The organism is Microvirga roseola, assembly GCF_020866965.1.
Lineage (GTDB): Bacteria > Pseudomonadota > Alphaproteobacteria > Rhizobiales > Beijerinckiaceae > Microvirga > Microvirga roseola.
The window spans coordinates 18,114-34,733 of the sequence record NZ_JAJATX010000006.1; the positions used below are offsets into that span (position 1 = coordinate 18,114).

18 protein-coding genes are annotated in these 16,620 nt (G+C 65.3%); 16 read left to right on the forward strand and 2 right to left on the reverse strand.

Annotated elements, in window-relative coordinates; translation table 11 throughout:
- Window positions 1-14: 14 nt before the first annotated feature.
- From LG661_RS05840 to LG661_RS05855, 4 genes are read left to right on the forward strand one after another with little or no spacing between them, the layout of a single operon-like run.
- Complete coding sequence (locus LG661_RS05840) at window positions 15-866, forward strand: CoA transferase subunit A (RefSeq protein ID WP_230530939.1); 852 nt, start codon at window positions 15-17, stop codon at window positions 864-866.
- Entirely contained in the window at window positions 863-1,651 is a 789-nt protein-coding gene (locus LG661_RS05845) for a CoA-transferase subunit beta (protein ID WP_230530940.1), read from the forward strand. The genes LG661_RS05840 and LG661_RS05845 overlap by 4 nt, the downstream gene beginning before the upstream one ends.
- A 1-nt stretch (window position 1,652) precedes the next feature.
- Window positions 1,653-2,858, forward strand: a complete 1,206-nt coding sequence (gene pcaF / locus LG661_RS05850) for a 3-oxoadipyl-CoA thiolase (protein ID WP_230530941.1) — start codon at window positions 1,653-1,655, stop codon at window positions 2,856-2,858.
- A 9-nt stretch (window positions 2,859-2,867) separates the two neighbouring features.
- The gene (locus LG661_RS05855; protein ID WP_230530942.1) at window positions 2,868-3,929 is read left to right on the forward strand and encodes a 3-carboxy-cis,cis-muconate cycloisomerase; all 1,062 of its coding nucleotides are present in this window, start codon (window positions 2,868-2,870) and stop codon (window positions 3,927-3,929) included.
- A 5-nt stretch (window positions 3,930-3,934) separates the two neighbouring features.
- Here LG661_RS05855 and LG661_RS05860 read toward each other — a convergent pair whose 3' ends face one another.
- Complete coding sequence (locus LG661_RS05860; RefSeq protein ID WP_230530943.1) at window positions 3,935-4,102, reverse strand: hypothetical protein; 168 nt, start codon at window positions 4,100-4,102, stop codon at window positions 3,935-3,937.
- Window positions 4,103-4,152: 50 nt separating this feature from the next.
- A complete protein-coding gene (locus LG661_RS05865) occupies window positions 4,153-5,043 on the reverse strand; it encodes a helix-turn-helix domain-containing protein (RefSeq protein ID WP_230530944.1) in 891 nt (296 codons plus the stop codon).
- Window positions 5,044-5,183: 140 nt separating this feature from the next.
- Between LG661_RS05865 and pobA the strand changes: the two genes are divergently transcribed.
- From pobA to modC, 12 genes are all read left to right on the forward strand, one after another.
- Entirely contained in the window at window positions 5,184-6,353 is a 1,170-nt protein-coding gene (pobA, locus tag LG661_RS05870; RefSeq protein WP_230530945.1) for a 4-hydroxybenzoate 3-monooxygenase, read from the forward strand.
- Window positions 6,354-6,432: 79 nt separating this feature from the next.
- A complete protein-coding gene (locus LG661_RS05875; protein WP_230530946.1) occupies window positions 6,433-7,308 on the forward strand; it encodes a hypothetical protein in 876 nt (291 codons plus the stop codon).
- 78 nt (window positions 7,309-7,386) lie between these two features.
- Window positions 7,387-8,637, forward strand: a complete 1,251-nt coding sequence (locus LG661_RS05880) for an extracellular solute-binding protein (protein ID WP_230530947.1) — start codon at window positions 7,387-7,389, stop codon at window positions 8,635-8,637.
- Between the two features lie 62 nt (window positions 8,638-8,699).
- Complete coding sequence (locus LG661_RS05885) at window positions 8,700-9,632, forward strand: carbohydrate ABC transporter permease (protein WP_230530948.1); 933 nt, start codon at window positions 8,700-8,702, stop codon at window positions 9,630-9,632.
- Window positions 9,629-10,483: a carbohydrate ABC transporter permease gene (locus LG661_RS05890; protein WP_230530949.1), complete on the forward strand. Its 855-nt coding sequence runs from the start codon at window positions 9,629-9,631 to the stop codon at window positions 10,481-10,483. The genes LG661_RS05885 and LG661_RS05890 overlap by 4 nt, the downstream gene beginning before the upstream one ends.
- Window positions 10,484-10,493: 10 nt before the next feature.
- Window positions 10,494-11,174 carry an N-acetylmannosamine-6-phosphate 2-epimerase gene (locus LG661_RS05895; protein ID WP_230530950.1) on the forward strand — a complete coding sequence of 227 codons (681 nt, stop codon included), beginning with the start codon at window positions 10,494-10,496 and terminating at the stop codon, window positions 11,172-11,174.
- 11 nt (window positions 11,175-11,185) lie between these two features.
- Window positions 11,186-12,256, forward strand: coding sequence for an ABC transporter ATP-binding protein (locus LG661_RS05900; protein WP_230530951.1), 1,071 nt, complete (start codon window positions 11,186-11,188; stop codon window positions 12,254-12,256).
- A gap of 80 nt (window positions 12,257-12,336) precedes the next feature.
- Window positions 12,337-13,281 (forward strand): protein-methionine-sulfoxide reductase catalytic subunit MsrP, encoded by a 945-nt coding sequence (msrP, locus tag LG661_RS05905; protein ID WP_230530952.1) that lies wholly within the window; start codon window positions 12,337-12,339, stop codon window positions 13,279-13,281.
- Complete coding sequence (gene msrQ, locus LG661_RS05910) at window positions 13,281-13,925, forward strand: protein-methionine-sulfoxide reductase heme-binding subunit MsrQ (protein WP_230530953.1); 645 nt, start codon at window positions 13,281-13,283, stop codon at window positions 13,923-13,925. Before msrP ends, msrQ begins: the two co-directional genes overlap by 1 nt.
- Before the next feature lie 60 nt (window positions 13,926-13,985).
- Entirely contained in the window at window positions 13,986-14,780 is a 795-nt protein-coding gene (gene modA, locus LG661_RS05915; protein WP_230530954.1) for a molybdate ABC transporter substrate-binding protein, read from the forward strand.
- Window positions 14,777-15,472 (forward strand): molybdate ABC transporter permease subunit, encoded by a 696-nt coding sequence (gene modB, locus LG661_RS05920; RefSeq protein WP_230530955.1) that lies wholly within the window; start codon window positions 14,777-14,779, stop codon window positions 15,470-15,472. The genes modA and modB overlap by 4 nt, the downstream gene beginning before the upstream one ends.
- A complete protein-coding gene (modC, locus tag LG661_RS05925; RefSeq protein ID WP_230531064.1) occupies window positions 15,472-16,581 on the forward strand; it encodes a molybdenum ABC transporter ATP-binding protein in 1,110 nt (369 codons plus the stop codon). The genes modB and modC overlap by 1 nt, the downstream gene beginning before the upstream one ends.
- Window positions 16,582-16,620 lie beyond the last annotated feature (39 nt).

The following is a 16,620-nucleotide window of genomic DNA, read 5'->3' on the forward strand; positions in this document are numbered from 1 at the left end:
CCCGAAAGCTGACCATGGCCAAACTCCAAAGCCTCAAGGAGGCCGTTGCCGAGAACCTCCACGATGGCGACACCGTCGCCTTCGAGGGGTTCACCCAACTCATTCCCCATGCGGCCGCTCATGAAGTGATCCGGCAGGGCCGCAAGGACCTGACCCTGATCCGCATGACGCCGGACATCATCTACGATCAGTTGATCGGGATGGGGCTCGCGAAGAAGGTCATCTTCTCCTATGCCGGCAATCCGGGTGTCGGACTGCTGCGTCGCATGCGCGATGCCATCGAGAACGAGTGGCCGCGCGCCATCGAGGCCGTCGAGCACAGCCATGCTGCCATGGCCAATGCCTATGAGGCCGGAGCGGCAGGTCTGCCCTGCGCGATCTTCCGGGGCTATCGCGGCGCGGGCCTGAAGGACGTCAATCCAGAGATCAGGAGTATCACCTGCCCGTTTACCGGCGAGGAACTCGCGGCCGTACCGGCACACCGTCCGGATGTCGCCTTCATTCATGCCCAGAAGGCCAGCAGGCGCGGGGATGTGCTGGTGGAGGGCATCATCGGCGTGCAGAAGGAGGCGGTTCTTGCCTCCAAGCGCTCGGTGGTTACGGTCGAGGAGATCGTGGAGGACTTCGACGACCTGCACCCGAATCTCTGCGTCCTGCCGCACTGGACCGTCACCTCCGTCGTCCATGTGCCGGGCGGAGCGCATCCGTCATACACCCACAGCTATTACAGCCGCGACAATGCCGCCTATCTCGAGTGGGACATAATCTCCGCCGACCGGGATCTCTTCACCGCATGGATGAGGGAGAACGTGCTCGATGCCGGCCCTGAAGTCTTCGCCTCTCGCGTGAAGGGATTGCAGTCATGACGAACCTATCGGACTTCACTCCCAACGAGATGATGACGATTGCGGCGGCGCGCGCCTTGTCGAACGACGATGTATGCTTCGTCGGCATCGGCGCACCGTCCGCGGCCTGCAATGTGGCGCGCCTCACGCACGCGCCCGACATCACCCTCATCTACGAGAGCGGCACCATCGGCACAGCACCCAACGTGCTGCCGCTCTCCATCGGAGACGGCGAGCTCTGCGAGACGGCGGTGACGACCGTCTCGGTGCCTGAGATGTTCCGTTACTGGCTGCAGGGCGGACGGATTTCCATCGGATTCCTGGGAGCGGCCCAGATCGACCGCTTCGGCAATATTAACACCACGGTCATCGGCGATTACCACAAGCCGAAAGTCCGCCTGCCCGGCGGCGGTGGGGCGCCGGAAATCGCCACCTCCTGCGGCGAGGTCTTCATCACCATGAAGCAGGCGCCCCGCGGCATGGTGGAGAAGATCGATTTCTTCACCTCCTTCGGCCACGGCGAGGGCGGCAATCACCGCGAGCGGCTCGGGATCAAGACCAAGGGGCCGACGCTCCTCATCACCGATCTCGCCGTCTGGAAACCCGATCCTGAGACCAAGGAGTTCACGGTCGTCTCCATGCACCGGGGCTTGACCCGGGACAGGATTCAGGAGACCTGCGGCTGGAAGGTGCGCTTCTCCGACCGTCTCGAGGAGACGCCTCCGCCGACCGAACTCGAACTCGCCACCTTGCGCGAATTCCAGGCGCGGACCGAGAAAGCCCACGGGGCCAAGAAGGGAAGCTGACATGCGTGAAGCCTATATCTGCGCTTATCTGCGCACGCCCATCGGCCGCTACGGCGGCGCTCTGTCGAGCGTGCGCGCCGACGACCTCGCGGCCGTTCCGCTCAAGGCGCTCATGGAGCGTTACCCGAACATCGACCTCGAGGCGGTCGACGACGTGATTTACGGCTGCGCCAACCAGGCCGGCGAGGATAACCGCAACGTGGCCCGCATGGCCGTGCTGCTGGCGGGACTGCCAGGATCGGTGACGGGCGTCACCGTCAACCGCCTGTGCGGCTCCGGCATGAATGCGGTCCTCGACTCCGCCCGCGCCGTCAAAGCGGGGGAGGCCGAGATGATGATCGCAGGCGGCGTCGAGTCCATGTCCCGCGCTCCCTTCGTGATGCCGAAGGCGGAAGCGGCCTTCTCGCGCGCCGCCGAGATTTTCGACACCACCATCGGCTGGCGCTTCATCAATCCGCTGATGAAGCAACAATACGGCGTCGACTCCATGCCGGAGACCGGCGAGAACGTGGCCGAGGATTTCCGCGTCTCCCGTGAGGACCAGGATGCCTTCGCCCTGCGCTCGCAGAAGAAGGCCGTCGCGGCGCAGGAGAACGGTCGCCTTGCCAAGGAGATCGTGCCGGTCACGATCCCGAAGCGCAAAGGCGACCCGGTCGTCGTGAACAAGGACGAGCATCCGCGCGGCGACACCACGCTGGAGCAACTGGCGAAGCTGCCGACGCCTTTCCGCAAGGACGGCACGGTGACGGCGGGCAATGCCTCCGGCGTCAATGACGGAGCGGCCGCACTCATCATCGCCTCCGAGGAGGCGGTGCGGAAATATGGGCTTGAGCCCATCGCCCGCATCCTCGGTGGCGCGACTGCCGGCGTTCCGCCGCGCATCATGGGCATCGGGCCTGCTCCCTCTACGAGGAAGCTCTGCGCGCGTCTGGGGCTGAAGCCTTCCGATTTCGATCTCATCGAACTGAACGAGGCCTTCGCCAGCCAGGGCATCGCGGTCCTGCGCGAACTCGGCATCCCGGAAGATGCGGACTACGTGAATCCGAACGGCGGCGCGATTGCGCTCGGCCATCCGCTCGGCATGTCGGGCGCGCGCATCACCGGTACGGCGGCGCTGGAGCTGAAGCTTTCGGGCAAGAAGCGGGCCCTCGCCACCATGTGCGTCGGCGTGGGGCAGGGCATTTCCATCGCTCTCGAGGCCGTCTAGGCTCGGCCCATGGTGACACAGCCGCTTTCCCATCCCTTGCTGCAGGCCCTCGTCGGCGACGAGGAGGTGGGGGCGTTCTTCTCTGACGCGGCCGAACTTCTCGCGATGCTGCGCACCGAAGCGGCCCTTGCCGAGGCGGAGGCGAAGGCCGGCCTCATTGCGGCTGAGACTGCAAAGAGGATCGTCGAGGCCTGCCGCGCCTTCCAGCCGGACTGGGCGAAGCTCGCGGAGGGGCTGGCGCGGGACGGCGTGGTCGTGCCTGAGTTCGTGAGGCAATTGCGCGCTGCCGTCGGCGAGCCGCATGCGAAGGCCGTTCATTTCGGAGCGACGAGCCAGGACATCACCGATACCGCTCTGATGCTGCGGCTGAAGGAGGTGGCCAGGATCCTGGAAAGGCGCCTGGATGCGCTTACCGCAGCGCTCCGCAATCTGAAGGAGCGGGACGGCTCCGTGCGGCTGATGGCGCATACCCGTATGCAGCAGGCTCTTCCCTTCACGGCAGCCGACAAGGTCGACACCTGGATTGCCCCCCTGGACCGCCAGCAAGAGACCCTGCGTGAACTCGCGCCGCGTCTCCTCGTGGTGCAGCTCGGCGGTCCCATCGGGACGCGCGGCGAATTGAAGGGCCATGGGGATGCGGTGGCGGAGGTGATGGCGGAGAGCCTGGGCCTCGCCTTCGGCCCGGTCTGGCATTCGCAGCGCGAACGGATCGGCGAATTCGCCTCCTGGCTGTCTCTGCTCTCCGGCACACTCGGCAAGATCGGGCAGGATGTCGCCCTGATGGCGCAGAATGAGGTCGGCGAGGTGCGCCTCGCTTCCGGAGGCGGCTCCTCCGCCATGCCGCACAAAACCAATCCGGTTCAGGCGGAAATCCTCGTCACGCTTGCCCGCTTCAATGCGGGCCTCGTCGGCACGCTCCACCAGGCGCTGGTGCACGAGAACGAGCGCTCCGGTGCGGCCTGGACGCTCGAATGGATGATCCTGCCGCAGATGGTCGTCGCGACGGCGGCGGGATTGAGCAAGGCTCAGGCGCTTGCGGGGTCGATGAGCTTCGCGCCCTCGAAGACCTGAAAGCCTCAGGCATCCCCGACGATCACGGTGATTGTGCCGCTCCCGCCGCAATCGGGGCAGGGCTTATTGGCGAGCGTTCCTGATCCGTTGCAGGTCGGGCAGATATCCTCACCGGTCTGCTTGGTGCCGGGAAAATCCTCGTCTCCCGGGCTCTTCCGCTCGGTGTCGGCCATCGCGCATCTCCTTTGTCAGGCAACGTCCTGTCGAGGCGTCGGTTCGCTGCTCAAGAGGAGGCATCCTTCTGCATTGCGCGGAAGCTCAAGGGCGACAATCCGGTCTTCTGCTTGAAGAAGCGGTTGAAATAGGCCGGGTCCTCGAAGGCGAGGGCAAGCGCAACCTCCTTCGCGCTCAGGGACGTGAAGGTGAGATAGCGCTTGGCTTCGAGAGCAATCCGCTGGTGAATGACCCCGAGCGCCGTATCACCGAGATGCTCGCGGCAGATCCGGTTGAGGTGGGTTGCGGTCAGTCCGAGCCTGCCGGCATAGGCGTCGACCGGCTTGTGGCTGTGAAAATCCTCATCCACGAGCTGGCGGAAGCGCATGGCGTGGTGGAGGGAGCGCGCAGTGCCGCGATGCGGCTGCTTCGGGGAAGCACCATAGAGGCGGTGAAGGGCGATCAGCACGAGCGCCAGATGCGCTTCGACCGCGCCGAGCCGCCCCGGCGCGCGGCCCGCGCATTCCGCGGCGATGGCCGCCATGCTGGCGGCAATCGTCTGCGCTGCATCCCCATGGTCGCGAAGCGACAGAAGCCGAGTGGCGCGAAAGCCGTCCGCAATGCCGTCCACCGCCCCGAGAATCTGCGACAGCCGGCTGTCGAACAGGGTCACCACCGTTCCTTCCACATCCGGGGAGAAGGCATAGCCATGCACGGACATGGGCGGCAGGGTGACGATGGAAGGGGCTTCCAGCATGCTGCCGCGCCCGTCGACTACGATCTCGGCTTGCCCCCCGGTGAGGTGGAGGATCTGGAACAGCGTCTCGTGCCGGTGAGGCTGGATCCTGTAATTGTGCAAGCGGCTTCGGAACTGGATCGTTTCGCAATGCACCCAGTCCGCGCTTAGATTGTCACTGAACTCCCCATAGAGAGCGTAGGTTGGAATGCTGCTCGCGGCCAAGGACGCCTCTCGGAAAACTCCGGCGGAATGTTCGGATTATCCAATTCGATGCCTGCTTTGTCCATTGGCCGGAAGGGGCTTGAGCGCCATTGTTCTCCCAAAGAATGCGGCTCGAGCCGCATGGCAGGAGGAACGCAAGAATGCGCACCAAGGTCGCCATCATCGGTGCGGGGCCGTCCGGGCTTCTGCTGGGCCGTCTTCTGGAGAACGCAGGCGTCGAGACAGTCATCCTGGAGCGCCGCTCGCAGGACTACGTGCTGAGCCGCATCCGCGCGGGCGTTCTGGAGCAGGGCACCGTCGAACTCCTAGACAAGGCGGGTGTCGGCGAGCGGATGCATGCGGAGGGCCTCGTCCATGACGGGGTCGAACTCTGCTTCGACGGCGACAGGCACCGTTTCGACTTCCGCGAACTGATCGGGCGCACGGTCATGGTCTATGGCCAGACGGAAGTGACCCGCGACCTCATGCAGGCGCGCGACGCCTCGGGCGCGACGACGGTCTATGAGGCCGAGAATGTCTCGCTGCACGATTTCGACGGCGACAGGCCGAAGGTGCGCTACATCAAGGACGGCATGGAGCACGAACTGGCCTGCGACTTCATCGCCGGGTGTGACGGCTATCATGGGGTTTCCCGCGCCAGCGTGCCCGAGGGAAGCTTGCGGACCTTCGAGCGCGTCTATCCCTTCGGCTGGCTCGGCATCCTGGTCGACAGGCCGCCCGTTTCCGACGAGCTGATTTATGCCCATCACGAGCGTGGCTTTGCCCTCTGCTCCATGCGCTCGCCCACCCGCAGCCGCTATTACGTCCAGGTGTCGCTGGAGGAGAAGGTCGAGGCCTGGTCGGACCACCGCTTCTGGGACGAACTGCGCCGGAGGGTCGACGGGGAGACGGCTGAAAGCCTCATGACCGGCCCCTCCATCGAGAAGTCCATCGCGCCCCTGCGCAGCTTCGTTGCCGAGCCCCTCCGGTTCGGGCGCCTGTTCCTCGCGGGCGATGCCGCCCACATCGTTCCGCCCACGGGGGCCAAGGGGCTGAACCTCGCGGCGACCGATGTGGGCGTGCTCGCCGAGGCGCTGGTCGAGTTCTACGCCGAGCGCTCCTCTGCCGGGATCGACTTCTATTCCGCCCGCGTCCTCTCGCGGGTCTGGAAGGCGGAGCGGTTCTCCTGGTGGATGACCTCCATCCTCCACACCTTCCCGGACACGGATTCCTTCGGGCGGCGGATGCAGCGGGCCGAGTTCGACTATCTGGTCGGCTCCGAGGCGGCGGCCCGGTCCCTTGCCGAAAATTATACGGGGCTTCCCTACTGAAGGCTCTTCCCGCGCAGGATGTGAAAAGCCCCTAAGACCAGTATGGACACGGGGCGACCAATATGAGACCAGTTAGGGCGTGAACCCGACTGGCCTCAAACCCCGCTTCCGGTCCCTGTACCGCCAATCCACGCCCGGCTCGAACATCAACGAGGACGGGGCGGGCTTCCATGGCCGCTTCGCCTGGATCGTCGACGGCGCGACCGGGATAACCGACGAGCGCCTCACTGCGGAGGCCAGCGATGCAGCCTGGATGGCGGGTCTGATCGGCGAGCGACTGCAGGTCCTCGCGGGCAGCGGACGGATGGGAGACGGGATCCTCGGCGGGCTCGAAGCCGAAATCCGGGGCGCCTTCGATGCAGCGACGTCCCATGTCCCGGAGCTAGACGACCACCACGCTCCCTTTGCCTGCCTCGGGCTGATCGAGGTACGGGAGACGGACGGCGGACTTCTTCTGGAAGGACGTTTCCTTGGCGATATCGTCGCCCTTGTCCCGTCGCGGGACGGTATCCGCCGCTGGACGGACGAACGGGCAAAGCCCTTCGAGCGAAAGACCCTGGCGGCTCTCGGAGCCGGTGGGCGCGAGCCAGGCCGGATCCCGGAAGTGGTCAAGCGCCAGATCCTTGAAAACCGGGCCCACCTGAACCGCTCCGGGGGCTATTTCGTGGTCAACCCGCGCCGCGCCTGGGCCGGGTGCGAACTGCGCTTCGAGGCCGAGGTGAGGGCGGGTGCGCCCGTCGTGCTGGCCACCGACGGCTTCATGCGGCTGGTCGACCTTTTCGGAACCTATACGGACGAGACGCTCCACGCCCGGCTGGCCGAGGGCAGGGGAGACGAACTGATGCAGGAATTGCGGGAAAGGGAGCGTGGCGACCGGATGGCGGATGCCTATCCGCGTGTTAAAGCTCACGACGACGCGACCGTTCTCGTGATTGCGGCCGAGACGTACGGCTGACGGGATTCCGGATCGGCTGTCGCAATAACGGCAAGCTTTCCGGTGGGAGGAAGGACTTCAACGATGAGGGAACTCAAAATGAAACTGACACGACGCATTGTGATGGGAGCGGCCGCCGCCTGTCTCCTGTTTTCGGGCACAGCAGCCATGGCCCAGCAGACCGAGCTGACCTTCTGGAGCTGGCGCCAGGAAGACAAGGCCTTCTACCAGGACATCATCAAGAAGTTCCAGGAAAAGAACCCCGATATCTCGGTGAAGTTCGAGGCCTTCGCCCCCGAGAACTACCAGACGATCCTGTCCACGGCGCTCGCCGCCGGCCGAGGCCCGGACGTGATCCAGGTGCGCGCCTACGGCAATCTGGAGACCATCGCGGCCCCCGGCTACCTGCTCCCGATCGACAAGCAGACCGTGCCGGAACTGGCGAACTTCCCCGACGCTGCGCTCGCCGCCGAGACGCTGCGCGCCGACGGCAAGATCTATGCGGTGCCCTTCGCCACCCAGACCATGCTGGTCATCTACAACAACAAGATCTTCAAGGATGCCGGCGTTCAGCCGCCGCAGACCTGGGACGACCTCGTGAAGGTCTCCCAGACCCTGAAGTCCAAGAACGTCACGCCCTTCGCCAACGGCACGGCGACGGCCTGGCAGAACGAAACCATCGTCGGCGCGCTGCTCTCCTCCATGCTCGGCAAGGACTTCGAGGCCGACATCGTCGCCGGCAAGGCGGACTTCACCGATCCGCGCTTCGTCAACGCGCTCGCCAAGCTGAAGGACATCAGCCAGTATTTCGCGCCCAACTTCACCGGCGTCGATTACCCGTCCTCGCAGCAGCTCTTCGTGGCAGGCCGCGCCGGCATGTTCGCGGGCGGCTCGTTCGAGGTGGCGAACTTCAAGAAGCAGAATCCGAGCCTCGATCTGGGCGTCTTCGCCTCGCCGGTGCAGAAGGCCGGCGACGAGCGCCTCGTGGCCCGCTTCTATGACGGCGGCTATGCGGTGAACGCCAAGACGGACAAGAAGGACGCGGCGATCAAGTTCGTGCGCTTCCTCGCGACCCCTGAATACGGCACGCTCTTCACCAACCAGCTGAAGAATATCTCCCCGATCAAGGGCATCAAGGTCGAGGATCCGCTGACGCAGGAAATGACGAAGCTGGCCGACGGCGCCATGTCCTACCTGATGCTCGTGCACTTCCGCTATCAGGAGCCGAGCGGCTCGGTGCTGCTGCAGTCGAACGTGCAGAAGATGCTCGCCGGCCAGCAGACTCCCGAGCAGGCTGCTGCCGAGATCAACAAGGGCATCGCGACCTACTATAAGCCGTTCCAGAAATAAGGCTTTGTCCAAGGAGGCGGCGGGCTGCGGCTCGCCGCCTTTTTCCGAAGGTTACAAGGTACATGCCCGTCTCGCCAAAGCAGGCCCGCACATGGAAGCACCGCAGCTGGGTGGCGTTTCTCGTCGTCCCGCCCATCGCCTTCATGTCGCTGTTCGTGGTCTATCCGATCCTCTCGGCCTTCGCCTATGCCTTCTATGAGTGGCAGGGGCTGGCGCGCGGCGAATTCGTCGGCTTGGCGAATTTCCAACAGGTCCTCTTCGGCCCCACCATGGCTCCCGTGGTGTGGAACGCCTTCCTGCACAATGTCCAGGCGCTCATCGCGCTCATGATCATCCAGAACGGCGGCGGGTTCCTGCTCGCCTGGCTGCTCTACAAGGAGCCGTTCGGCTTCCGCTTCCACCGCATCGCCGTCTTCGTGCCCGTGGTGCTTTCCACCATCATCGTGGGCTTTCTCTGGAAGCTCTTCCTCAATCCCAATTTCGGCATCGTGAACCAGGCTCTCTATGCGGTCGGTCTCGATTCCTGGGCGAAGCCCTGGCTGGGCGATTCCTCCACCGCGCTCTGGGCGCTGATCCTCGCCAATGTCTGGCACTTCATCGGCTTCCCGACGCTGGTCTATCTCGCCGGCATGCAGCGCATTCCCTCCGAGATCATCGAGGCGGCGCGGCTCGACGGCACGAACGAGTGGCAACTGCTGAAGAATATCGTGTGGCCGCTGGTCGCGCCCAGCACCACGATCCTCTTCACGCTGCTCTTCATCGGTGCATTCAACTGGTTCGAGATTCCCTACGTCATGGCGGGCCTCGACGGATCGCCCTTCGGCTCAACGGATGTGCTGGGCCTCGTCTTCTACCGCACGGCCTTCGGCAACCAGAGCGCCAGCATCCAGAACTTCGGCCTAGGGTCCGCTCTCGCCACCCTCATCTTCCTCTTCATCGTTGTCTTCGCGTCGATGCTGACCCTGTGGCTGCGCCGTCGGGAGATCCAGTTTTGACGACCCTCGCTTCGCATTCCCCCGCCGAACGGCAGCCCATCTCCTTCGCGTTCCTGGCCCAAGTCGTCCTGATCGCGAACTCGTTCATCATGCTCTACCCCGTCGTGGTGATGGTGTTCTCGGCCTTCAAGTCCACGGGCGAGATCTTCGAGAACCCCTTCGGGCTTCCCGACTTCACGCAGGTGCAGAATTTCACCCGCGTGCTCGGCGAAACCTCGATGCCGACCTACTTCATGAACTCGATCCTGGTCACGGGCGGGTCGATCATCCTGATCCTCGTGCTCGGCACCATGGCGGGCTATGCGGTGGCGCGCTACGAGTCCCGCACGAACACCTTCATCCTGCTCTTCTTTCTGGCAGGGCTGATGCTGCCGCTGAAGCTTGCGGTCATTCCGCTCTTCATCCTCCTGCGCGACATGAACCTGCTCGACAGCCGCTGGAGCCTCATCTTCACCTATACGGCCATCGGGCTGCCCTCCGCCGTGTTCATCATGGCGGGCTTCCTGCGCTCGCTTCCCGCCGAACTCGAGGATGCGGCCCGCATCGACGGCGCATCGGAGCCCCGCATCATGTGGTCCGTGATGCTGCCGCTGGCGCGCCCGCCCATGGCGATCGCCGCAATCCAGAACGCGGTGCCGATCTGGAACGACTTCTTCTTCCCGCTCGTCTTCATCCAGACCGACGACTACAAGACCCTGCCGCAGGGCCTCACCACCTTCATGGGCGAGTACACCACCGATTGGGGCATGCTCTTCGCGGGCCTCACCATCGCGGCCGCGCCCATCACGCTCCTCTACATCGCCCTGTCGCGCCAGTTCATCCAGGGCATGACGGCAGGCGCCGTGAAGTGAGAGTCGTACCGTGCTGATCCCCAAGGGTGCGCTCGTGGTCTCCTGCCAGGCCCGCGCCGACAATCCGCTCCATGGCCCGGTCCATATGGCCGCCATGGCGCAGGCGGCGGAGGCCGGTGGTGCGAAGGGAATCCGCGCCAACGGCGTGGAAGACGTGGCGGCGATCCGCGCCGTCACCAGGCTCCCGCTGATCGGCATCATGAAGGTCTGGGACGACCGGTTCCCGGTCTACATCACGCCGGGTTTCGACCATGCGGCGCAGATTGCCGGGGCGGGCGCTCAGATCGTCGGGCTCGATGCGACGGCGCGCCCGCGGGACGGCGAGCCCGTAGAGCGCCTGATCGCCCGCATCCGCCGCGAGCTCGGGCGTGAGGTCTTCGCCGATATCGCGACGCTGGACGAGGGCAGGACGGCCCATGCTTTCGGCGCGACCTATGTGGCGACGACCCTGTCGGGTTACACGGCGGAAACGGAATCCCGAAAAGGTGCGGGGCCGGACCTCGACCTGCTTTCGGCCCTCGTTGCGGCGCTTCCCGTTCCCATCGTCGCCGAGGGGCGGTTCGACACGCCGGAACTGGTGGCGGAGGCCTTCCGGCGCGGAGCCCATGCGGTGGTGGTCGGAACCGCGATCACCAACCCTCGCGAAATCACGAGAAAATTCGTCCGGGCCGCGCAGCCTGGATCGGTCTGACGGAGAGAATGATGGCCAACGTATCGATCCGCGACGTCCGGAAGTCCTTCGGCGCGACGCCGGTCATCAGGGGTGTGGATGTCGACATTCAGGACGGCGAGTTCGTCATCCTGGTCGGCCCGTCCGGCTGCGGAAAATCCACGCTCCTGCGCATGATCGCGGGACTCGAGGACATCACCAGCGGCGACATTCGCATCGGCTCCCGCGTCGTGAACGATGTTCCGCCCAAGGACCGGGACATCGCCATGGTGTTCCAGTCCTATGCGCTCTACCCGCATATGACGGTCGCCGAGAACATGGCGTTCTCGCTGCGGCTCAAGGGCACGTCGAAGGAAGAACAGAAGAGGCGGGTGCAGGAAGCGGCGGCTTCGCTGGGCCTCACGCCGCTCCTCGACCGCTATCCGCGTCAGCTTTCGGGCGGCCAGCGCCAGCGCGTGGCCATGGGCCGGGCCATCGTGCGCGATCCTCAGGTCTTCCTCTTCGACGAGCCGCTCTCCAATCTCGACGCCAAGCTGCGCGTCTCGATGCGAGGCGAGATCAAGGAACTGCACCAGCGGCTCAAGACGACGACGGTCTATGTGACGCACGACCAAATCGAGGCCATGACCATGGCCGACAAGATCGTGGTGATGCACGACGGCGTCGTCGAGCAGGTCGGCGCGCCGCTCGATCTGTACGACCGGCCGGCGAACCGCTTCGTGGCGGGCTTTATCGGCTCGCCCGCCATGAACTTCATCGAAGGTCGTCTCGAGGAGAACGGGCTCGCCCTCCGGAGCGGAGCGATTCTGCCGCTCGACATGCGCCCTGCCGTTCCGATCGCCACGATGCTGACCTACGGCATCCGGCCCGAGCACCTTCAGATCGCTCCCGCCGGCACACCGGAGACGATTCCTGCGACCGTCTCCGTCATCGAGCCGACCGGGTCGGACACGACACTGATCGTGAAGGCCGAGGGCGGCAACCTGACTGTCCTGCTGCGGGAGCGCTGCGCTTTGAAATACGGCGAGGAAATCGCGCTCAAGCCCGTCCCGTTTCAGGCGCATCTCTTCGATGAGGCAGGCCGGCGCATCGCCTCCTCGTGAGACGTCGTAACATAAACGTGAAGGCACCTTCGGCGCTGACGGGTGTACCCCTGTCAGCGAATTTCAAGCGAGGTGCTGCCGTGCTGATCCGCCGACCCACCGATATCCTGTCCTCCGAGACCACGCCCCGGGAGGTCTATTTCAACCGCCGCCAGTGGATGGCCGGAGCCGCCGGGCTGGCGCTTGCCGCCGCCCTGCCGAAGGGCCTCGGGGCCGCGCCGCTTTCCGCCGCGAAGAGCCCGCTCTCGACGGACGACAAGCCGACGAGCCGCGAGGACGTGACGAGCTACAACAACTTCTATGAGTTCGGCACCGGCAAGGATGATCCGGCGAAATACGCCGGCAAGCTCAAGACCTCGCCCTGGACCGTGAAGGTCGACGGGTTGGTGGGAAAGCCCGCGGAATTCGGGGTCGAGGACCTCATCAAGTCCTCCGCCCTGGAGGAGCGCATCTACCGCATGCGCTGCGTCGAGGGCTGGTCCATGGTCATCCCCTGGGTTGGCTTCCCGCTGGCCGACCTCATCAAGCGCGTGGAGCCGTTGGGCAGCGCCAAATACGTGGCCTTCGAGACCGCCTACCGGCCAGACGAGATGACGGGTGTGGATTCCTTCTTCCCCGTGCTGGAGTGGCCCTATGTGGAGGGCCTGCGCCTGGACGAGGCCATGCATCCGCTCACCATCCTGGCCGTCGGGCTCTACGGCGAAACCCTGCCGAACCAGAACGGCGCGCCGATCCGCCTCGTGGTGCCCTGGAAATATGGGTTCAAGGGGATCAAGTCGATCGTGCGCATCAGCTTCGTGGAGAAGCAGCCGGAGACCTCCTGGAACAAGCAGGCCCCGAGCGAATACGGCTTCTACGCCAATGTGAATCCCGAAGTGGACCATCCGCGCTGGAGCCAGGCGACTGAGCGGCGGATCGGGGAGGGCGGGCTCTTCGCCAAGCGGCGGCCCACGCTCATGTTCAACGGCTATGCCGATCAGGTGGCAAGCCTCTATTCCGGCATGGACCTGCGGAAGTTCTACTGATGGCGGGACGAGCTTCGGCCGAGGGGAGAGGCAAGGGCCTTGCCCTTCCTCAGGTGCCCACGATCGCGGTCTACATTGCCGGATTCATTCCGGCCGTGTGGCTGTTCTATGCGGGCGTCACGGACCAGCTCGGGGCCGATCCCATGCGCGCTCTGGAGCAGGGCTTGGGCCTGTGGGCGCTACGCTTCCTTGTGGCGACGCTCGCGATCACGCCGCTCAGACAGCTCTTCAGCATCAATCTCCTGCGCTACCGCCGGGCTCTCGGGCTTCTCGCCTTCTACTACGCCGCCCTTCACCTCCTGACCTATCTGGTGCTGGACCAGGGGCTCGATGTCCGGGCCATCGTGGCCGACATCATCAAGCGTCCCTACACCACCATCGGCATGGCAACCTTCGTCATTCTCATTCCGCTCGCCGTGACCTCGAACAACGCCTCGATCCGGCGTATGGGCGGGCAGGCCTGGGCGAAGCTGCATCGCCTCGTCTACGCCGCCGCTATCGGGGCGATCCTTCACTATATCCTCGTGGTGAAGGCCTGGCCGCCTGAGCCGCTGATCTATGCCGCCATCGTGGCCGTTCTCCTCGGCTACAGGGTCTGGCGCGCCTTCTTCCGCCCAAAGCCGGCAAAGCGCCGGGCCGCTTGAAGACGCAGCCGCCTCGGGTAGGATGCGAACCCACGGCAAACTCCGTCGAAGGGCATCACTATGAATCCGCTGCGCTCCGCCAGGGCGCTTGCAATCGGGCTGGCGCTCGCCTGTCTTTCCCTTGCCTCCGGGGTCTCCGCTCAAGGCAAGGATGTGGTGGTCTTCGCGGCCGCCAGCCTGAAGAACGCTCTCGACGACACCAAGGCGGCCTGGGAGGCCGAGACCGGAGACAAGGCCGTGATCTCCTATGCCGGCAGCAATGCGCTCGCCCGGCAGATCGAGGCGGGCGCGCCTGCCGACGTCTTTCTCTCCGCCGATGCCGAATGGATGGATCATCTGGCCGGGAAGGATCTCATCAGACCTGAAAGCCGTACCGATCTTCCCGGCAATGCGCTCGTGCTGGTCGCCCCGAAGGAATCGGCGGTTCGGGTTTCCCTTGAGCCGGGTCTCGATCTCTCCCCCGCTCTCGGTGCGGGACGTCTCGCCATGGCCAATGTGGATGCGGTGCCCGCTGGCAGATACGGCAAGGCGGCCCTGGAGAAGCTCGGGGCCTGGGAGGGCGTGAAGAACGAGGTCGCCCAGGCCGAGAACGTGCGGGCGGCTCTGCTCCTCGTTTCGCGCGGCGAAGCGCCGCTCGGGATCGTCTATCGGAGCGATGCCGCCGTCGATCCGAACGTGCGGATCGTCGCGACCTTTCCCGAAGGCAGCCATCCGCCCGTCGTGTACCCGGCGGCGCTGACGAAGGGCACGACCAATCCCAAGGCTGCATCCTTCCTGGCGTTCCTGCGTTCGGCAAAGGCGAAAGCCATTTTCGAGAAGCAGGGCTTCACAGTCCTGAACAGGCCGAACGCGTGACCGACTGGCTGTCTCCCGAGGAATGGGCTGCGGTTCGCCTCAGCCTCAAGGTGGCCCTGACCGCCATGGCCGCGAGCCTCGTCCCCGGCATTCTGGTCGCCTTCCTTTTGGAGCGCGGGCGGTTCTGGGGACGGCAGGCCCTCGACGTTCTCGTCCATCTGCCTCTCGTGCTCCCGCCCGTGGTCGTCGGCTATGTTCTTCTTCTCGGCTTCGGGCGGCGCGGCCCCATCGGCTCCGTCCTCGCCGAGCAGTTCGGGATCGTCTTCGCCTTCCGCTGGACCGGCGCTGCGCTCGCCTGCGCGATCATGGGCTTTCCGCTCCTCGTCCGCGCCGTCCGCCTGTCCATCGAGACGGTCGACCGCAAACTCGAGGACGCCGCCGGAACGCTGGGGGCGAATCCGGCCTGGGTCTTTCTGGTGGTGACGCTTCCCCTCATCATGCCCGGCATCATCGCCGGGATGGTTCTCTCCTTCGCCAAGGCGATGGGAGAATTCGGCGCCACCATCACCTTCGTCTCCAACATCCCGGGCGAGACCCAGACCCTGCCGACGGCCATCTACACCCTCACGCAGGTGCCGGGCGGCGAGGCCGGCGCATTGCGGCTGACGCTCGCATCCATCGTCATTTCCGTCGGCGCGCTCCTGGCGTCCGAATGGCTGGCGCGGCGCGCCAGGCGGAGGTTCTTCGCCTGATGATCCTCGACGTCGACATCCGCCACCGGCAGGGAGCCTTCGCGCTTGAGGCCCGCTTTCGCTCCGAGGGCCGCCTGACGGCCCTGTTCGGTCCCTCCGGCTCGGGCAAGACGACTCTCGTCAACGCCATCGGCGGCCTCATCCGGCCGGATCATGGGCGGATCTCCGTGAAGGGGAGGGTGCTCGTCGATACAAAGAGGGGCATCGGCGTCCCCAAGTACCGGCGGCGGATCGGCTATATCTTCCAGGAGGGGCGTCTCTTTCCGCATCTCAACGTGCGCCAGAACCTTCTCTTCGGGCGCTGGTTCACGCCGCGGGCCGAGCGGGCCGCGAACTTCGACGCGGTCGTCGAGCTGTTGGGGATCGAGCATCTCCTCGCCCGACGGCCCTCGGCCTTGTCGGGCGGCGAGAAGCAGCGCGTCGCCATCGGCCGCGCATTGCTGGCCGATCCCCATCTTCTGTTGATGGACGAGCCTCTCGCTTCGCTGGACGAGGCGCGCAAGGCCGAGATCTATCCTTACATCGAGCGGCTGCGCGACGAGGGCGGCGTTCCCATCGTCCTCGTCAGCCATTCCGTCGCCGAGATCGCCCGGCTCGCCACGTCGATCGTCGTTCTCGCGGACGGGCGGGTCATTGCCTCGGGACCGGCCGCGGAGATCCTGCGCCACACGAGTTTCTTCCCGCAGGCCGGCCCGGCGGAAACCGGCGCCCTGATCGAGACGCGCGTCTCGGGACACGAGGGAGCTTTCGGCCTGACGATGCTGGCGACGAGAGCCGGAACGCTCACCGTCCCGAACCTCGACCTGCCGGTCGGGACGCCGGTGCGGGTGCGCCTTCGCGCCCGCGACATCATCCTTTCCCTGACCCCGCCGGAGGGCATGAGCGCCCTCAACATCCTGCCCGGAACCATTTCCTCTTTCGGGGAGCCGGACGGGCCGAGCATCGACGTCGAAGTCGATTGCGGCGGAGACAGTCTTATCGCCCGCATCACGCGCAAATCGGCTGAACGGTTGAGCTTGAGGCCAGGGCTTCCCGTCCACGCCATCATCAAGAGCATCGCCTTCGACCGGGAGGTGCTCGGCGGCGCTGGAGGCGAGCGGGATCTGTGAGGCCTGCTTCATAGCGGTTGCGCCGGCGAGCGAGGCGTG